Below are 16,112 nucleotides of genomic sequence, written 5' to 3'. Positions count from 1 at the left end.
GTCACCCTGAACTTGTTTCAGGGTCCATACAGCGGCTCAGCAGCACAGCCCTATGGATGCTGAAACAAGTTCCCGCTTACGGCGCCGGCTGCACCTCGCGCGGCACTGCGAGCGGATCGACCACCTTGCCGTCGAGCCCGCCAAGCAAGCCCAGCTGCGTGGGATAGGCGAAGTCCACGCCCAGTTCGTTGAAACGGCGGACAAGGCCGAACATGAACGTCTGGCGCGCGGCCATCATCTCCTGCATTCCCGAAGCCGTGACGTTGAACACGATCTCCATATCGATGGAGCTTGCGCCGAAGTTCCAGAAATGCGCCCGATCGAACGCGATCAGCGGAATGCTTTCGGCAATCTTGCGCACTTCGCCGGGCAGTGCCTCCATGATGTCGGGGGGCGTCTGGTAGATGATGCCGATCTGCATGACGACCCGCCGCTGATGGACCACCGCGTAGTTGTGGATGCGGTTTTCGAGCAGCTTGGCGTTCGCGACCGAAACCAGTTCGCCCGACAGCGAACGGATGCGCGTGGTTTTCAGGCCGATCGCTTCCACCGTGCCGGTCAGCGTATCCACCGTCACGACGTCGCCGCGCACGAACGGCTTGTCGAACAGGATCGAAAGCGCAGCGAAAAGGTCTGAAAAGATGCCCTGCGCGGCAAGGCCGATGGCGATGCCGCCGATACCCAGACCCGCCACGAGCGCGGTGACGTTGACCCCGAGGTTGTCGAGAATGACGATCCCGGCAATCGCGAAAATCGCCACGTTGAGCAGAATGCGGATCACGCCCATCGCGGAAACGAGCGTCGAATTGTGCGGATCCTCGCCGTCGGCGCGCCGCGCGATCACGGCCAGCGCGAACTCGCGCAGCCAGATCGCCCCCTGAATGACCACCGCGAACGTGAAGAGAAACCGTACCGCCGGAAGAATGCCCGAGAGGCCCGGGACACTCGCCGCCACGGAATGCACCGCGACGGCGGCAAGAAAGACGCTGTTGGTGCGCCGGAGCACGCGTCCGAAGATCGCCCGCCAGCTGTTCGTCTCGAATGCCGCAGGCGAGCCCACGACGCGCCACACGATGGCGCGAATGCCGACCAGCAGCAGGTAAATGCCCACGGCGACAGCGCTGTAGATGAGGAGCGCAGTGCCGTTCGCGGTGATCCACAAAGACGCCTCGCGGAACATCTCGATGTCGGAGGCGGGAATTATCGGAGTGTTTCGCATCTGCTTTCCAACGCCGCCGGCCGCTTGAGGTTCAACGGCGTTGTACAATCACAAACGCGGCCTTGGAACCACTCTCCCGCCCCCATCAGGCTTTTGCGGACGCCGGAGCCCCGATACCGCCGGCACGCACGCGCGGCCCGAACTTATCCTCCACCTTGTTGGCAAGCCGTTCGCGCCGGGCAATGTGCGTCGCCGCGATCGTAATGGCGAGAAGATCGTAATATGGCGGCTGGAACGCGATGCTGACGAACATCGAGCCCACGGTATACACGATCATCGATATCGCCATCATCGTGCCGAGATCGCGGAACCATATATCGCTTTCAGGATCACCCGTACTGATGTTCCGCAGCTTCCACGTTGCATGAAGCGCGAGGACAACGATCGCGACATAGATCATCGCACCGAGATAACCGAGTTCGCCCAACACCTCGAAAAAGCTGTTGTGGAAAGCGCGCGCCTCCTTTTTTATCGTCACGTCGCGGCTCGCCATGTTGTCGGCGCTGCCTTCCCGGCGCTGCATGTCCACATCGAACTGATTGATGCGATACACGCCGAATCCGCCGCCCATCGGGTGCGTCTTCACGAAATCGATCGTCCATTTCCACACCCCGATACGGGTGGACGCAGACATGTCTTCGTCATAGTTCTTGATCGTCGACATGCGATCGGTGAACGACTCCGGCAGAAGCGGGATCGTGATCACCGCCGCAGCCGTAAAACAGGCGGCCAGAACCAGCTTTCGTTTGCTGCCGAGCCAGAGCAGCACGACCAGCGCCGCACCCGCAACAAGCCCGGTACGCGCCTCCGCGCCCACCGTCACGAGCGTCATGGAGAAAATAATGCCTGCCGTCGCAAGCAGCGTCAGCAGGTTCCGCTTGAGAATCGTGTTGCGGCGGTAGAGCCAGAGCGTCAGCGGAATGAAGCACAGCGCCACCGTCGCCAGCGTGCTGCCTTCGTAAAGGCCGGTGTTGCTTTGCACCAGAAACGAGACGTTGCCGTAGCCGCCGCCGCCCAGAAGTGTCTTGATACCGCCGGAAATGGTGATCGCCGCAGTGCTGAGAACCATGACGAACGCTGCCGCCTCAACCCGCCTTCGCGTCGTCAGAACCCAGGGAAGGAAAACGGAAAAGAGAAGCCCCTTCCAGACCCAGTCCCATTTTACCACTGCGTGTTCGGGTACGAGCGCCCAGCCGAAGGTGTTGATGGTCGCCAATAACACGAGAAGAATGACAAGCACCTGCACGATACTCAGGCGGATGCGCTGTTTCTCGTCGAGAAACACATAAAATGCGACGGCTCCAAGTGCCATGATGAGCGCCAGGGGCGCGCTGTTCAGGAACCAGTACGTGAGCTTCTGCGGTTGCAGGAAGTCGACCCAGATGTAGCCGAGCGCCATGAAGTACGGTCGCCGGAACGACGCCACGACAAAGCCGACGATAAAGCAGATGAGAACAAGATCGCGCATCAGTCTTCCGGTCGCGTCCCGTTGCGGGGGGCACTCGGTCCGCGACGGCGTGCGCGGAAGGTCGGCTTGGGGGCTTCATCCTTGCCGTCTTCGGCGGGAAGCGTGTAGCAGCGCCACAGCACGACGATCATCATCAGCTGCGACACAAGCAAAGCAAAATTATCTACCATTCGTGCCCTGTCCTGAGCGGCCGTCTGCGTCGGGGAACGCAGTCATCGCGTTGTTAACCGCGCCCCGCTTAACATCTCGTGCACGGGAGGGCAAAGCCGTCACCTTCATGCGGTATATGCCGAATGTGCGTGGCCAGCCTTGCGAAAGCCGGGCGCATTGGCAATAGGACGCGGAAGTGAAAAGGGAAACGGATCGCGGATGACCAGACGAGTTCACATGATCGCGGCGGCACGCCCGAACTTCATGAAGGTGGCGCCGCTCTGGCACGCGCTCGCGGCCCACGATGGTTTCGCGCCCGTACTGATCCACACTGGCCAGCACTACGACGCGAACATGTCCGACGACATCTTCGCCGATCTCGACCTTCCCGCCCCCGATCACCATCTGGGCGTCGGTTCCGGCAGCCATGCGGAGCAGACCGGCCGGGTGATGATCGCCTACGAAAAGATCGCGATGGACGAACGCCCGGACTGGCTCGTCGTCGTCGGCGACGTCAACTCCACGGCCGCCTGCGCGATCGTCGGCGCCAAGCTCCACATCCCGGTCGTGCATCTGGAAGCGGGCCTGCGGTCGGGCGATCGCGCCATGCCCGAGGAGATCAACCGTCTGGTGACGGACGCCATTTCCGACGTGCTGTGGACCCCTTCGCCCGACGGCGACGCGCACCTGCGCGCCGAAGGCATACCGGCAAGCCGCATCACCCGCGTCGGCAACATCATGATGGACAGTTTCGAGCGCATCCGCCCGAAGCTCGACGCCGAGAACGCCCCTGCCCGCTTCGGTCTCACGCCGGGCCATTACGGTGTCGTCACGCTGCACCGTCCGTCGAACGTCGATGAAGCGCCGCAGCTCAAGGCGCTCGTCGAGGCGCTGGTCGAAGCCTCGCAGCGCCTGCCGCTGATGTTCCCGATGCACCCGCGCACGAAGAGCCGCGTCGAAGCGTTCGGCCTTTCGGACACGCTCGCCAAGGGCAACATCACGCTTGCCGAGCCGCAGTCCTACAAGCCGTTCATGAGCCTTCTGAAAGACGCGCGCATCGCGATCACCGACAGCGGCGGCCTTCAGGAGGAAACCACCTACCTCGGCATCCCCTGCCTCACGCTGCGCGACAATACGGAGCGGCCCGTCACCGTCACCGAAGGCACCAACCGTCTGGTGAAGGCGGACGCGCTCGTCGGCGCGCTCGACGCCGCGCTCGCGGCCGCGCCCGGCACGGCGAAACGCCCGGAGTTCTGGGACGGCCGCACCGCCGACCGCTGCGTCGCCGATCTCGTTCGGCGCGGCTAGGATGGCGATCAGGCCGCTTCACATCCTCGATCACTCGCTGCCGCTGCACAGCGGCTACACGTTCCGTTCGCGCGCGCTCATCGAGGGTCAGCGCCGCCTCGGCTGGCAGCCGCTGATGCTCACGGCGCCCCGGCACTATGCGGAGGGGCCGGACCCGGAAACCATCGACGGTCTCACCTTCTACCGCACGCGCAAGTCCGGCCTGCCCCTGCTGGGCGAAATCACGGCGACCGCGAAACGCCTCGATGCCGTGATCGAGGACACAAAGCCCGATCTGCTCCACGCGCATTCGCCCGTTCTCAATTTCGCGGCGGCCTGGGGTGCCGCCCGCCGCCACAACCTGCCGCTCGTCTACGAAATCCGCGCGTTCTGGGAGGATGCGGCGGTCGGCAACGGCACCGGGCGAGAGGGCGACATCCGGTACAGGCTCACCCACGCCGCCGAAAGCTGGGCGTGCCGCCGGGCCGACGCCGTCGGCGCGATCTGCAAGGGGCTGCTCGGCGATCTGCGCGCGCGCGGCATCGACGAGGCGAAGCTGTTCGAGATCCCCAATGCCGTCGATCTCACCCAGTTCGGCGATCCCCTGCCCCGCGACACCGCGCTCGGCGCGGAGCTTGGGCTGGAGGAAGACGTCATCGGCTTCCTCGGCTCGTTCTACGACTACGAAGGCCTCGACATCCTGATCGCGGCGATGCCCCGCGTCGTTGCGGCGCGGCCGAAGGCGCATCTGCTGCTCGTCGGCGGCGGCCCGATGGAAGCCTCGCTGCGCGCAGCGGCATCCGCCTCGTCGGCAAGCGACCGCATCCGCTTCGTGGGCCGCGTGCCGCACAGCGAGGTCGATCGCTACTACAGCCTCGTCGATGTGCTCGCCTATCCCCGCAAGGCGATGCGCCTTACCGAGTTGGTCACGCCGCTCAAGCCGCTGGAAGCGATGGCGCAGGAAAAGCTCGTCGCCGCCAGCAACGTCGGCGGGCACCGCGAACTCATCGAAGACGGCGTCACCGGCACGCTGTTCGCGGCCGACGATCCGAACGCCGCCGCCGATGCCCTGATCGGCCTGCTCGAAGACCGCGAGGCCTGGCCCGCGCGCCGGGCGCGGGCCAAGGCCTGGGTTTCTGCCGAGCGGAACTGGGATCGCAGCGTCGCGGCTTACGTTCCCGTCTACGAGCGCCTGCTCAATCGCGCACGGTAAGCGCCTCGAAATGCAGCCGCCGCGCCTGCGTATCGCCGCGCCGCAGGCTGTCCTCGCCGATAATCACAAGGTCGGCGAGCAGTTCGCCTGACAGGTCGATGTCGCTGTCCAGCAGCACGCCGCACACGCGCAGCGCGGCGCGGTCCACGCGCTCCGCATTGCCGTCGATCCGAAGCGTGAACGCATGGCGCTGCCCTTCGAAGGTCGCGCTGGCCCAGGGCACGGCTTCGTAAGTTTCCACCGCGCACTGCAAGTCTCCGGCGCAGGCGCGGAGGCGGCACGTCACCGTTCGCATCAGCTGGCAGGCGGTCATGATCCGCGCTCCGCCGTGCCGAGGCCGTGGATATAGGCCTCGATCCGGGCGGTGGTTCGCGGCCTGGGCTCACGCCCGCGCCGCAGATCGAACACGAGTCGCGGATCGCCCAGCGCGTTTCGGCCGAAGCGTGTCGGCGTCAGACGTGTGCGTTTCAGGCAACGCTCGATTTGAAATAGCAACGACATTGCTTTCTCCCCGTTGGAATAGGTAAAAAACAACTATGAAGTGATTTCCTACAAGTCTAGGATAAAAACAATCGCCGATTTGCCTTCGAAGGAAGTTCACGTGAACGCCGTCGCTGTTCGCCGCACACTCGACACGCTCATTCAGGCGCGCAGAGAAGATTATGCGTCCGTGTCGCGCCTCATCGGACGCAATCCCACCTATATCCAGCAGTTCATAAGGCGCGGCGTGCCGCGCAAGCTGGATGAGGACGACCGGCGGACGCTCGCCCGTCACTTCGATGTGCCCGAGCACGTTCTGGGCGGCCCGCCTGCGCGCGTCGGGCAGGCCGTCGTCGCGCGGGCTGCGGAGGCCACGGCGATCGACGACTACCTGCTTGTCCCCTGCCTCGATGCCGGCGCGGATGATGCCGGTGCCGCGCTCGCTTTCCAGGCGCGCTGGATCAGCGGGCTTTGCAGCGGAGATCCCCAGGCGCTCGCTGTCATCCATGTCGATGGGGACGCGATGGAGCCGACGCTGTCACACGGCGACCCGGTTCTCGTCGATACCGCCGACGGCAGCGCGGCGCTGCGCGACGGCATCTACGCGCTGCGCAGCGGCGGCGGCGTGCTCATGAAACGGCTGACGCGAAACCCGGCGACGCAGGGCATCGCGATCAGAAGCGACAACCCCCGCTGGCCGGACTGGGAAGACAGCCCGGCAGAAAGCCTCGATATCGTCGGCCGCGTCATCTGGGTGGGCCGCGAACTGCGCTGATCCAGCCTTTAGCGCCTCAGCAGCGCCCAAAGCCCCGCAAGCACGATACCCACGCCCATGCCGATCAGCGCGCCGATCAGCGCCTGCTGCCACGCGATACCGAATCCGACCCCGATAAAGAGCCCGAGCGCGATGAGCAGTCCCGCCGGCGAGCCCTGGTTTCGTCCTTGCCGTTCAGCCTGCATTTCCCGTTCCTTCGATACCTGCGGACCCGCGTTCTGCACCAACTGTCCCGCCATGAAACAGTCCGGACAGACCGCTTGATGGCTGAAACAGTAAAAACCCTTTGAATTCAGCCCATTGAAAGATGGCATCAGCCTTGCGTGAGTGGGTGCGTAACCAGAATAAGCGGGGGTTTTCTCCAATGCAATTGCTAGCCATTCATGATCGCGGTTCGCTCGAAGACGCATCGAGCTTGATCGCAAAATTCGGGGACGACGCCGTCGTCGAAGCCGCGACCATCGCCGATCGCTACCGCGACAACGGCGATCTCAACCTTTTCTGCCGCTGGCGTCAGGTCGAACGCGCCATCATGCTGCTCCAACTTGAAGACGTTGTCGGCGAAGTGCACTAATCTGCCGACAAATCGAGTTTTGAAGCCGCTCGAAGACAAGATTTCCCTACCCGCGCAGGGCCGGGTTCGGCTAGACCCGCGTAATGTACAGAGCGCTGATCGGCACCAGCTTCACAGCCATTGCGCTCATTCTCTCGTCGCCGGGGGCTGCGCAGCAGCCCGCCGCTCCGGCACAGGACAGCGATACACCTGACCAGACACGCCTCGACGAACAGCGCACCAGTCCGCGCGTGCCGCTCCCGGAATTGCCCGAGATCGAGGACGAGTGGAAAGACCTGTTTGCCGAAGACGCGGCGGAGGACGATGTCGCACTGGATGCGCAGGACGCGCCCGTCGATCTTCGCTACGAATTCGAACTCGGCCCGATCAGCCGCCTGAAATCGGCAGACGCGTTCAAGTCGCTGTCGGCGCTCTATGCCGAGCGCGGCAAGGTCGTGCCGTCGCTCGCCGAGCTTCAGCGCCGCGCGCGCACGGATTCCGAACTGCTCGCGCGCCTGCTCCGCGCGGAGGGCTACTACGATCCCGAAATCGTCATCGAGGTGGATCCCACCGCCCGCGACGGGCTTCTCCTGGTCACCGCCACCGTGGACACGGGGCCGCGCTACGCGCTCGGCGACATCCAGATCACCGTGGACAACGAAGCCGATCGCGCGCTTGTCGAACAGAAACTCGCGCTTGAGGAAAAGCAGCCGCTCGTCGCCGACGACATCAACGGGGCGTTCGATCGGCTTCGGCTCGGCCTCGGCGAAAGCGGCTTTCCGTTCGCGGACGTCGAAAACCCCGACATCGTCGTCGATCACGATACGCGCACGGCGTCCTATGCGCTGAACGTCAAGCTCGGCGACAATTCGCGCTTCGGGCAAATTCAGGTTGATGGTGATCCGCTGTTCAGCGCGAAGCACCTCGGGCGGCTCGCCCGCTTCAAGCCGGGCGACGTTTACGATACGCGCGAAATCGAAGACCTTCGCCGCGCGCTGATCGCCACGGGCCTCGTCAGCACGGCGAGCATCACGCCCAGACGCGGCGAGGCGCAGGCGGACGGCACCGTGCCTGTCGATCTCATCGTCACGCTCACCCCCGCGCCGCAGCGCACGCTCGCCGGGCAGCTCGGCTACAGCACCACCGACGGCTTCCGCATCGAAGCGAGCTGGCAGCACCGCAATCTCGTCCGCCCGCAGGGCCAGGTGACGTTCCGCGGCGTGCTCGGCACGGAGGAGCAGCGGCTTTCCGCCGATCTTCGCCGGTCGAACTGGAAACAGCGGGATCGCACGCTCGCCGCGCGCGTCGAGGCGAGCGTCGAGGATCGCGATGCGTATTACGCGCGCACGCTGGGTCTCGGCGCCTTCATCGAGCGCGAGACCAATCTGATCTGGCAGAAGGCGTGGACCTACCGGTTCGGCGCGGAACTGCAGGCCTCCGAAGAGCGGGATCGCAGCCTGAAGATCGCACCGGGGTTTGCGCCGCTGCGCACCTTCATCATCGCGGCCGCGCCCGTTCAGATCGCCTACGACGGCACCGACGACCTGCTCGATCCCAAGCGCGGCTTCCGCCTCGGCGGCTGGGCGAGCCCCGAAGCCTCGTTCCAGGACGGCTTCTTCGGATACACACGCGCGCAGATCGACGGCTCCGCCTATCTCCCGATGATGGACGACAACCTCATCTTCGCGGGCCGCGCGCGTATCGGTACGATATTCGGCGCCACGCGCGCCCGCATCGCGCCGTCGCGGCGTTTCTACTCGGGCGGCGGCGGTTCCGTGCGCGGCTACGGCTATCAGGATGTCGGGCCGCAGGACGATGAAGGCGATCCCCTCGGCGGCCGCAGCCTGATGGAGTTCAGCCTGGAGGCGCGCTACCGCTTCGGCAACATCGGCGTCGTGCCGTTCATCGATGCGGGCCAGATCGATACGCGCCCCTACCCGCGCTTCCGCGATCTTCAATTCGGCGCGGGCATCGGCGTGCGCTATTACACGAACTTCGGGCCGGTCCGCATCGACGTCGCGACGCCGCTCAACCGGCAGCAGGGCGATTCGCGCGTCGCCGTCTACGTCTCCATCGGGCAGGCGTTCTGATGGAGCGGCGCGACGGCATCATAGAAGAGATCGAGGACGAGGTCTTGAGCCGCCCGTTCTGGACCTACGCGATGCGCGGGTTCCTCTGGCTCGTGGCGATCGTCGTCGGTCTCGCCCTCCTCGTCACCGCCGCGCTCACCGTGCTCGATACCGATCGTGGCCGCGCCTGGCTCGTCGCGCGTGCCATCGGCCTCTCGCCCGAATCGGGGCTGCGCATCGGCGTCGAGAGCATCGACGGCTCGCTCTACGGCGCCGCCGTCGTCCACGGCCTCACGCTGTCCGATCCCGAAGGGCGGTTTCTCGAAGCCCCGCGCGTCGAGCTGGATTGGCGGCCGCAGGCGGTGTTCAGCCGGCGGCTCCATATCGTGAAGCTCGTCGTGCCCGAGGCGCGGCTGCTCAAGGTGCCGAAGCTGATCCCGAGCGCGGAGGAAAAGCCCATCCTCCCGAACTACGACATCTACGTCGGGCGCTTCCAGATCGGCGACCTGACGCTTGAAGAGCCCGTGCTCGGCAAGCGGCACCATATCTCCGCAGACGGCGGCGCCGACATCGCGAGCGGCCGCCTGCTCGCCGCGCTGCGCGCGAACTCGCGCACCGGCGGCGATGCGCTCGTCGCCCGCATCGACGCGCGCCCCGACGACAAGGTGTTCGATATCGAAGGCAAGCTCCTTGCCCCGGCGGGCGGCGTCGTCGGCGGCATTCTGGGCCTCGATCAGCCGCTCGTCGCGACCATCGAGGGCGACGGCAGCTGGGAAGCGTGGCGCGGCAGCGCGGTCGGCACGCTTGGCGACAGTCCGCTGATGGACCTCGCGCTCAGCGCCGACGACGGCCGTTTCGCGCTCAGCGGCACCGCCTCCCCCGGCCTCGCGATCGGCGGCATTGTGCGCAAGTTCGGCTCGCCTTCGATCGAAATCGACGCCGCGGCGACGATCGCTAAGCGCGTCATCGAAGGCCGCGCCTCGATCATCTCGCCTTCGGTCGGGCTGGAGATCGACGGCGCCGTCGATCTTGCCGAGTCGCGTTTCCGCACCGTCTCGGTCGGCGCATCGGTGCGCGAGCCCAAAGCCCTCATCGCGACCATGACAGCCGACGACATGCGCCTCGCCATGACCCTCGACGGCGCCTTCTCGCGGCCCCTCGTCGATTACCGGCTTTCCGCCAACTGGATTGCGATCGGCACCACGCGGCTCGACCGTGTCGAGGTGATCGGCAAGGGCGAGCTGCCCCGCGACGGTCTGGCCGTTCCGGTCGATGCGCGCGCGCAGCGCATCACCGGGCTCGGCGAACTCATCGAAGACCTCGCCGTCAATCCGCGCCTCACCGGGGTCATCGGGCTCGACGGCGCCTACATCGCGGGCAAGGGGCTCAAGGTTTCGAGCGACCGCGTCACCGCGACCGCCGATCTGCGCATCGAGACGCTCACGGGCCGCTACAGCGTGAACGCAGACGGCGTATTGCCGCGCTACGTCGTGCCGGGGCTCGGCATGGCCGACATCAAGGCCCGGCTGCTCTTCGAGCCCGACGCGCGCGCGCGCAACGGCCTGCGGATCAGCGGCAAGGCCGACGCCGCGATGACACGGCTCGACAACGGCCTGCTCAGCTTCATCTTCCAGGGCAATCCGCGCGCGACGGCCGATATCGTCCGCGCGCCGGACGGCGTCGTCACCTTCACGAACGCCGTGCTCACCTCGCCCGACATGCGCGTCACCGGGCGCGGCACCTATACGATGGATCAGCGCATCCGGTTCGACGGCAACGCCGTCTCGCAGCGCTACGGGCCGATGGACGTCGAACTCGGCGGCCTCGTGACACGTCCCGAGGCGCGCATACGCGTCGAAAGCTATGCAGCAGGCCTCGAACTGCGCGATATCCGCGCCACCTTCACGCCGCAGGGCGAAAACTACGTCTTCACCGCGCTCGCCGACACGCTCGCGGGTCCGGCGCGGGCACGGGGCCGCATCCTCACGGGCACGCCGCAGACCGTTTACGACATCGAAGCCGCCGAGATCGCCGGGGTCACGGCCGCAGGCCCGCTGCGGGCGGTCGAGGGCGCGCCTGCGGTCTCGGGCGTGCTTGAAGTGCGCGGGCCGGGCATCTCGGGCAAGGTACGCCTGTCGCCCGAAGACGGCGTGCAGCGCATCGACGCCAATCTCGGCGCGCGCGCCGCGCGGCTCGATTTCGCCGGCGGCACCACCATCCGGCGCGGCTGGGTGGACGGCAACATCGTGCTCAGGGAGGCAGGCGCTGAAATCTCGGGCCGCTTCGACATCGAAGGGCTGAAACAGTCGGCGCTGCTGCTCAAGACGCTGAAGGGCACGCTCGAAATGCAGGCGGGCGAAGGCACCGCCGCGCTGATCGCCACGGGCGAGCGCGGCGCCCCCTTCACGTTCGATCTTGCCGCGAGCTTCGATCCCGAGCGCATCATCGTGACCAGCCAGGGCACGATCGCGCGCCAGAAGTTCGCGCTCGCCGCGCCCGCCCGCCTGGACCGCACCGAAGAGGGCTGGCACCTCGCGCCCGTCGTGCTCAACCTTCCGTCGGGCACAGCGCGGATCAGCGGCACGTTCGGCGAGTCGATCGCGCTCACCACCGATCTGAACGCCGCCGGGCTCGGCCTCCTCCAGCTTGCGCTGCCGGGCATGGATTTCTCGGGCACCGCGAGCGGGCGCATCGACATGATCTTCCCGTCGGGCGGCCTGCCGCGCGGCACCGCGAAGCTGCGCGTCACCGATTTCACGCGCGCGACGGAGGCGTTCTCGAAGCCCGTCGATCTCGCCGTCGTCGCCCAGCTTGAAGCCAACAAGGCCGTGATGCGCGCGGCCTTCCTCGACGACGGCCAGCGCCTCGGCATTCTGCAGGGCCGCCTCCATTCGATTCCCGGCAGCACCGAGGATCCCTGGGTCCAGCGCCTGATGAAGGCGCCGATCACCGGCCAGCTTCGCTGGCGCGGGCCCGCCGAGATGCTGTGGCCGCTCACCGGCGTCGGCGCGCTCAGCGTGCGCGGCAATATCGCGGTTGCCCTGGAGATCAGCGGAGAGCTTGGCGATCCCTCGCTCACCGGCATCGTGCGTTCGCGCACCTCGCGCCTCGAAAGTGTCATCACCGGCACGGTGGTCGATAACATCCGCCTCAACGGGCGCTTCACCGGCTCGCGGCTCGAACTCACCGAGTTTTCGGGAACGGCGGGCAGCGGCACCATCGCGGGCAGCGGCGGCATCGACCTGTCCTTCGCGCGCGGCTTCCCGATCGAAATCGCGATGGTGCTGAAATCGGCACTCATCCTCAATCGCGACGACCTGCGCGCCACCGCGAGCGGTCCGCTGCGGATCAGCAACAGCCCCGAGGGCGCCATCATATCGGGCGACGTCAAGATCGATCGCGCGCGCTTCAACATCGGGCAGACGGCGCAGACGGAGGTGCCCGTGCTTCGCGTGCGCGAGAAGAACACCGAGCTTCTGCGCGCCGAACCGCTCATCACCGAAGGCGCGCCCGAGCCGACCGTCTGGCAGCTCGATGTCAAGGCGAGCGGCAACAACGAGATCATGGTGCGCGGCATGGGGCTCGATTCGGAATGGTCGGCGGATCTCGACATCAAGGGCTCGGCGACCGCGCCCCGCATCGGCGGCACTGCGGAGCTGGTGCGCGGCGATTATGAATTCGCGGGCAAGACCTTCCGTCTGACGCGCGGTGAAATCCGCTTCACCGGCACCTATCCGCCCGATCCCGTCATCGATATCGCGGCGGAAGCGCGCGTCGAGGGTCTCACCGCCACGATCACCATTCGCGGCACCGGCCAGCGCCCGGAAATCGCCTTCTCCTCGGTCCCGGCGCTGCCGCAGGACGAGGTGCTCTCGCGCGTGCTGTTCGGCACGTCGATCGCCAATCTCTCCGCGCCAGAGGCGCTCCAGCTTGCCGGTGCGGTCGCTTCGCTCCAGGGCGGCGGCGGCGGCATCAATCCGATCAACGCCATCCGCCGCGCGGTCGGGCTGGACAGGCTGCGCATTATGGAAGCGAACCAGCTCACGGGCCAGAAAACCGCGGTTGCCGCAGGCGAGTATCTCACCGACCGGGTCTATGTGGAGGTCGCCACGGACGCGCAGGGCTATACGGCGACGCAGCTTGAAATCGAACTGACGCGCGCGCTGTCGATCCTGTCGTCGGTCGCCACGCTCGGCGGCACCAGCGTCAACCTGCGCTGGTCGAAAGACTATTGATTTCGTCTGAAAAAGCGCGGGAAATGGGGCGACTGACGGGGATTGAACCCGCAACCTCCGGTACCACAAACCGGCGCTCTAACCAATTGAGCTACAGTCGCCACGCGCGATGAGGATGCGCACATACGGGCGCCCCGGCCTGCCGTCAAGCGAGGCACTTGGGCCTGCTGAATTTTTAGGCAAGATGCCCGGAAGTCGTGCAGCCTCCGGGCAAAGCTGCTGCCCCGCAAAGCGCGCGCCCGCGCTTTGCCGCGCTGCGGCATCTGGCACGGATCATGCGTTGCGCGTGGGCAATACCCCGCTCGGGGCAGATCGCATTCGTTCAAGGGGTAAAGCCAGGTGAAAAAGATCGAGGCCATCATCAAGCCCTTCAAGCTTGATGAGGTGAAGGAAGCGCTGCACGAGGTCGGGGTCTCGGGCATCACCGTTGTCGAAGCCAAGGGTTTCGGTCGCCAGAAGGGCCATACGGAGCTTTATCGCGGTGCGGAATACATCGTCGATTTTTTGCCGAAGGTGAAGCTGGAGGTGATCGTCGACGACGCCATTGTCGAACGCACGGTCGAAGCCATCGCGGGCGCCGCGAAGACCGGGCGCATCGGCGACGGCAAGATTTTCGTGTCGTCGATCGAATCGGCCTACCGCATCCGCACCGGCGAGCGCGACAGCGAAGCCATCTGAACCATCAACGGGCAATCACTCCACACCAGCAGGGTAAAGAAGAGGAAAGGCGAGTAATGGCGAACAAACCAGCCGACGTTCTGAAAATGATCAAGGACCAGGAGATCGAGTGGCTCGATGTCCGCTTCACCGATATTCGGGGCAAATGGCACCACATGGCGATGTGCGCCGGCGTGGTCGATGAAGACATGCTGACCGACGGCATCATGTTCGACGGCTCCTCGATCGACGGCTGGAAGGCCATCAACGAGTCCGACATGATCCTCAAGCCGGATCTCGATGCGGTCTATGTCGATCCGTTCTCGGCGACGCCGATGCTCATCGTGTTCTGCGACGTCGTCGATCCGGCGACGGGCGAACTCTACGGCTCCGACCCGCGCTCGGTCGCCAAGCGCGCCGAAGCGTATCTCGGCAACAGCGGCATCGGCGATACCGCCTATGTCGGCCCCGAGGCCGAATTCTTCGTCTTCGACGACGTGCGCTTCGAAAACGGCTACGCCGGCTCGGGCTTCAAGATCGACGATATCGAGCTGCCGACCAACACCGGCCGTGAATACGACGAAGGCAACATGGGCCACCGTCCGCGCGTCAAGGGCGGCTACTTCCCCGTCGCGCCGGTCGATCCCTGCCACGATCTGCGTTCGGAAATGGTGTCCGTGATGCTCGAAATGGGCCTCCCGATGGACAAGCATCACCACGAAGTTGCTGCAGCGCAGCACGAACTCGGCCTCACCTTCGGCACGCTCGTTCAGACCGCCGATCGCATGCAGATCTACAAGTATGTCGTGCACAATGTCGCGCACGCCTATGGTAAAACTGCAACGTTCATGCCCAAGCCGATCAAGGACGACAACGGCTCGGGAATGCACACGCACATCTCGATCTGGAAGAAGAGCAAGCCGCTGTTTTCCGGCGACGGTTATGCGGGTCTGTCCGAAATGGCGCTGTTCTTCATCGGCGGCGTCATCAAGCACGCCAAGGCGCTGAATGCGTTCACGAACCCCTCGACGAACAGCTACAAACGTCTCGTCCCGGGCTTCGAAGCGCCGGTGCTGCTGGCCTATTCCAGCCGCAACCGCTCGGCCTCCTGCCGCATCCCCTACGGCACGGGCCCCAAGAGCCGCCGCGTCGAGTTCCGCTTCCCGGACGCCACGGCGAACCCCTACCTCTGCTACGCCGCGATCCTGATGGCCGGCCTCGACGGTATCGAGAACCGCATCCACCCGGGCCAGCCGATGGACAAGAACCTCTACGACCTTCCGCCGAAGGAGCTGAAGAAGGTTCCGACCGTATGCGGCTCGCTGCGTGAGGCGCTCGTCAACCTCGACAAGAACCGCAAGGTCTTCACGCGCGGCGGCGTCTTCACCGACGAGATGATCGACAGCTTCATCGACCTGAAGATGCACGAAGTGCTGCGCTGGGAAATGGCGCCTTCGCCCGTCGAATTCGACATGTACTATTCGGCCTGATCGGGGGATTACGGCCGTTCAGGGGCCCGCGCGAAAGCGCGGGCCCCTTTTCATTTGGGGATTTGTCGACTGAAAGCTTCAGGTTAAGTTGGTAGTTTCCGAGCCAAAGCACTTTTCCTCATGGAGAAAGCTAGAACACGGTGAGGCAAATTCGAGAGGGTGGCTAATGAGCGAAGATTGGGATTTCTACCCACTGCTTGTCGATAATGAGCCAGCATCAATCTACCTCGATTTAGGACTGGCGCAAAACGCTCCGATCGAGAGTCAGCCTCACTTGTCCCACGTTCGTGTTTATATGCGTAATCCCCGACCGGACGGGCTTTCAAGCAACGAAGAATTTGACGACTTGGTTAGTGTAGAAGATTCTCTTTGCGAGGTATTTTCCGGCAGTAGCAGAACAACCTACGCTGGACGAAACACATTGACGTGACCCCCTGGTTTCCACCAGCACGGATTAGAGTCCGGCAGCTTTGTTGCGCATGAGCGCGGGTTGAGCAATGGCCTGCGAAGCGGAGC

General features: G+C 65.1%; 15 protein-coding genes and 1 tRNA gene. 9 read left to right on the top strand and 7 right to left on the bottom strand.

All coding sequences use genetic code 11. From position 1 onward, the window contains the following. Positions 1–76 precede the first annotated feature (76 nt). The 3 genes from GGQ98_RS16020 to GGQ98_RS16010 form a co-directional block, all read right to left on the bottom strand. Positions 77–1,219 (bottom strand): mechanosensitive ion channel family protein, encoded by a 1,143-nt coding sequence (locus GGQ98_RS16020; protein WP_184071324.1) that lies wholly within the window; start codon positions 1,217–1,219, stop codon positions 77–79. An 85-nt stretch (positions 1,220–1,304) separates the two neighbouring features. Next, entirely contained in the window at positions 1,305–2,687 is a 1,383-nt protein-coding gene (locus tag GGQ98_RS16015; protein WP_184071322.1) for a putative O-glycosylation ligase, exosortase A system-associated, read from the bottom strand. Continuing rightward, positions 2,687–2,857: a hypothetical protein gene (locus GGQ98_RS16010; RefSeq protein WP_184071320.1), complete on the bottom strand. Its 171-nt coding sequence runs from the start codon at positions 2,855–2,857 to the stop codon at positions 2,687–2,689. Before GGQ98_RS16010 ends, GGQ98_RS16015 begins: the two co-directional genes overlap by 1 nt. A gap of 199 nt (positions 2,858–3,056) precedes the next feature. On the opposite strand from GGQ98_RS16010, the gene wecB reads away from it, so the two are divergent. Both wecB and GGQ98_RS16000 read left to right on the top strand, forming a co-directional pair. Next, positions 3,057–4,145 carry a non-hydrolyzing UDP-N-acetylglucosamine 2-epimerase gene (wecB, locus tag GGQ98_RS16005; protein ID WP_184071317.1) on the top strand — a complete coding sequence of 363 codons (1,089 nt, stop codon included), beginning with the start codon at positions 3,057–3,059 and terminating at the stop codon, positions 4,143–4,145. A 7-nt stretch (positions 4,146–4,152) separates the two neighbouring features. Continuing rightward, on the top strand, positions 4,153–5,337 hold the full coding sequence (locus tag GGQ98_RS16000) for a TIGR04063 family PEP-CTERM/XrtA system glycosyltransferase (protein WP_184071346.1): 1,185 nt from the start codon (positions 4,153–4,155) through the stop codon (positions 5,335–5,337). On the opposite strand, the gene GGQ98_RS15995 is transcribed toward GGQ98_RS16000, so the two are convergent. Further along, positions 5,321–5,650 carry a hypothetical protein gene (locus GGQ98_RS15995; protein ID WP_184071316.1) on the bottom strand — a complete coding sequence of 110 codons (330 nt, stop codon included), beginning with the start codon at positions 5,648–5,650 and terminating at the stop codon, positions 5,321–5,323. The genes GGQ98_RS16000 and GGQ98_RS15995 overlap by 17 nt on opposite strands. Continuing rightward, positions 5,647–5,838: a hypothetical protein gene (locus GGQ98_RS15990; RefSeq protein WP_184071314.1), complete on the bottom strand. Its 192-nt coding sequence runs from the start codon at positions 5,836–5,838 to the stop codon at positions 5,647–5,649. The genes GGQ98_RS15995 and GGQ98_RS15990 overlap by 4 nt, the downstream gene beginning before the upstream one ends. A 100-nt stretch (positions 5,839–5,938) precedes the next feature. Here GGQ98_RS15990 and GGQ98_RS15985 point away from each other — a divergent pair, with 100 nt between their 5' ends. Next, a complete protein-coding gene (locus GGQ98_RS15985; protein WP_184071312.1) occupies positions 5,939–6,592 on the top strand; it encodes a S24 family peptidase in 654 nt (217 codons plus the stop codon). Between the two features lie 8 nt (positions 6,593–6,600). Here the strand turns inward: GGQ98_RS15985 and GGQ98_RS15980 are convergent, their stop codons facing one another. Beyond that, positions 6,601–6,831 carry a hypothetical protein gene (locus GGQ98_RS15980; RefSeq protein ID WP_184071310.1) on the bottom strand — a complete coding sequence of 77 codons (231 nt, stop codon included), beginning with the start codon at positions 6,829–6,831 and terminating at the stop codon, positions 6,601–6,603. Between the two features lie 125 nt (positions 6,832–6,956). Here GGQ98_RS15980 and GGQ98_RS15975 point away from each other — a divergent pair, with 125 nt between their 5' ends. The 3 genes from GGQ98_RS15975 to GGQ98_RS15965 all read left to right on the top strand — a co-directional run bounded on the left by GGQ98_RS15975 (position 6,957) and on the right by GGQ98_RS15965 (position 13,449). Further along, positions 6,957–7,166, top strand: coding sequence for a hypothetical protein (locus tag GGQ98_RS15975; RefSeq protein ID WP_184071308.1), 210 nt, complete (start codon positions 6,957–6,959; stop codon positions 7,164–7,166). A gap of 83 nt (positions 7,167–7,249) precedes the next feature. Next, positions 7,250–9,235 (top strand): autotransporter assembly complex protein TamA, encoded by a 1,986-nt coding sequence (locus tag GGQ98_RS15970; protein WP_184071306.1) that lies wholly within the window; start codon positions 7,250–7,252, stop codon positions 9,233–9,235. Continuing rightward, positions 9,235–13,449, top strand: a complete 4,215-nt coding sequence (locus GGQ98_RS15965; RefSeq protein ID WP_184071304.1) for a translocation/assembly module TamB domain-containing protein — start codon at positions 9,235–9,237, stop codon at positions 13,447–13,449. Before GGQ98_RS15970 ends, GGQ98_RS15965 begins: the two co-directional genes overlap by 1 nt. Before the next feature lie 24 nt (positions 13,450–13,473). Here GGQ98_RS15965 and GGQ98_RS15960 read toward each other — a convergent pair. Next, positions 13,474–13,550 (bottom strand) — tRNA-His (locus tag GGQ98_RS15960). Positions 13,551–13,788: 238 nt separating this feature from the next. Here GGQ98_RS15960 and GGQ98_RS15955 point away from each other — a divergent pair. From GGQ98_RS15955 to GGQ98_RS15945, 3 genes are all read left to right on the top strand, one after another. Further along, positions 13,789–14,127 carry a P-II family nitrogen regulator gene (locus GGQ98_RS15955; RefSeq protein WP_184071302.1) on the top strand — a complete coding sequence of 113 codons (339 nt, stop codon included), beginning with the start codon at positions 13,789–13,791 and terminating at the stop codon, positions 14,125–14,127. Positions 14,128–14,183: 56 nt separating this feature from the next. Continuing rightward, a complete protein-coding gene (glnA, locus tag GGQ98_RS15950; protein WP_184071300.1) occupies positions 14,184–15,596 on the top strand; it encodes a type I glutamate--ammonia ligase in 1,413 nt (470 codons plus the stop codon). Between the two features lie 166 nt (positions 15,597–15,762). Next, positions 15,763–16,026 (top strand): DUF695 domain-containing protein, encoded by a 264-nt coding sequence (locus GGQ98_RS15945; protein WP_184071298.1) that lies wholly within the window; start codon positions 15,763–15,765, stop codon positions 16,024–16,026. Positions 16,027–16,112 lie beyond the last annotated feature (86 nt).

The organism is Sphingosinicella soli (genome assembly GCF_014199685.1).
GTDB classification, from domain to species: domain Bacteria; phylum Pseudomonadota; class Alphaproteobacteria; order Sphingomonadales; family Sphingomonadaceae; genus Sphingosinicella; species Sphingosinicella soli.
This window is presented reverse-complemented; position numbering and strand designations above follow the sequence as displayed.

What these genes read in the sequence shown, in the direction of transcription:
- GGQ98_RS15975 (WP_184071308.1), top strand. Translation starts at nt 6,957, where the DNA reads ATGCAATTGCTAGCCATTCATGATCGCGGTTCGCTCGAAGACGCATCG.
- GGQ98_RS15990 (WP_184071314.1), bottom strand. Translation starts at nt 5,838, where the DNA reads ATGTCGTTGCTATTTCAAATCGAGCGTTGCCTGAAACGCACACGTCTG.
- glnA (WP_184071300.1), top strand. Translation starts at nt 14,184, where the DNA reads ATGGCGAACAAACCAGCCGACGTTCTGAAAATGATCAAGGACCAGGAG.
- GGQ98_RS16010 (WP_184071320.1), bottom strand. Translation starts at nt 2,857, where the DNA reads ATGGTAGATAATTTTGCTTTGCTTGTGTCGCAGCTGATGATGATCGTC.
- GGQ98_RS15970 (WP_184071306.1), top strand. Translation starts at nt 7,250, where the DNA reads ATGTACAGAGCGCTGATCGGCACCAGCTTCACAGCCATTGCGCTCATT.
- GGQ98_RS16015 (WP_184071322.1), bottom strand. Translation starts at nt 2,687, where the DNA reads ATGCGCGATCTTGTTCTCATCTGCTTTATCGTCGGCTTTGTCGTGGCG.
- GGQ98_RS15980 (WP_184071310.1), bottom strand. Translation starts at nt 6,831, where the DNA reads ATGGCGGGACAGTTGGTGCAGAACGCGGGTCCGCAGGTATCGAAGGAA.
- GGQ98_RS15995 (WP_184071316.1), bottom strand. Translation starts at nt 5,650, where the DNA reads ATGACCGCCTGCCAGCTGATGCGAACGGTGACGTGCCGCCTCCGCGCC.
- GGQ98_RS16020 (WP_184071324.1), bottom strand. Translation starts at nt 1,219, where the DNA reads ATGCGAAACACTCCGATAATTCCCGCCTCCGACATCGAGATGTTCCGC.
- wecB (WP_184071317.1), top strand. Translation starts at nt 3,057, where the DNA reads ATGACCAGACGAGTTCACATGATCGCGGCGGCACGCCCGAACTTCATG.
- GGQ98_RS15945 (WP_184071298.1), top strand. Translation starts at nt 15,763, where the DNA reads ATGAGCGAAGATTGGGATTTCTACCCACTGCTTGTCGATAATGAGCCA.
- GGQ98_RS15965 (WP_184071304.1), top strand. Translation starts at nt 9,235, where the DNA reads ATGGAGCGGCGCGACGGCATCATAGAAGAGATCGAGGACGAGGTCTTG.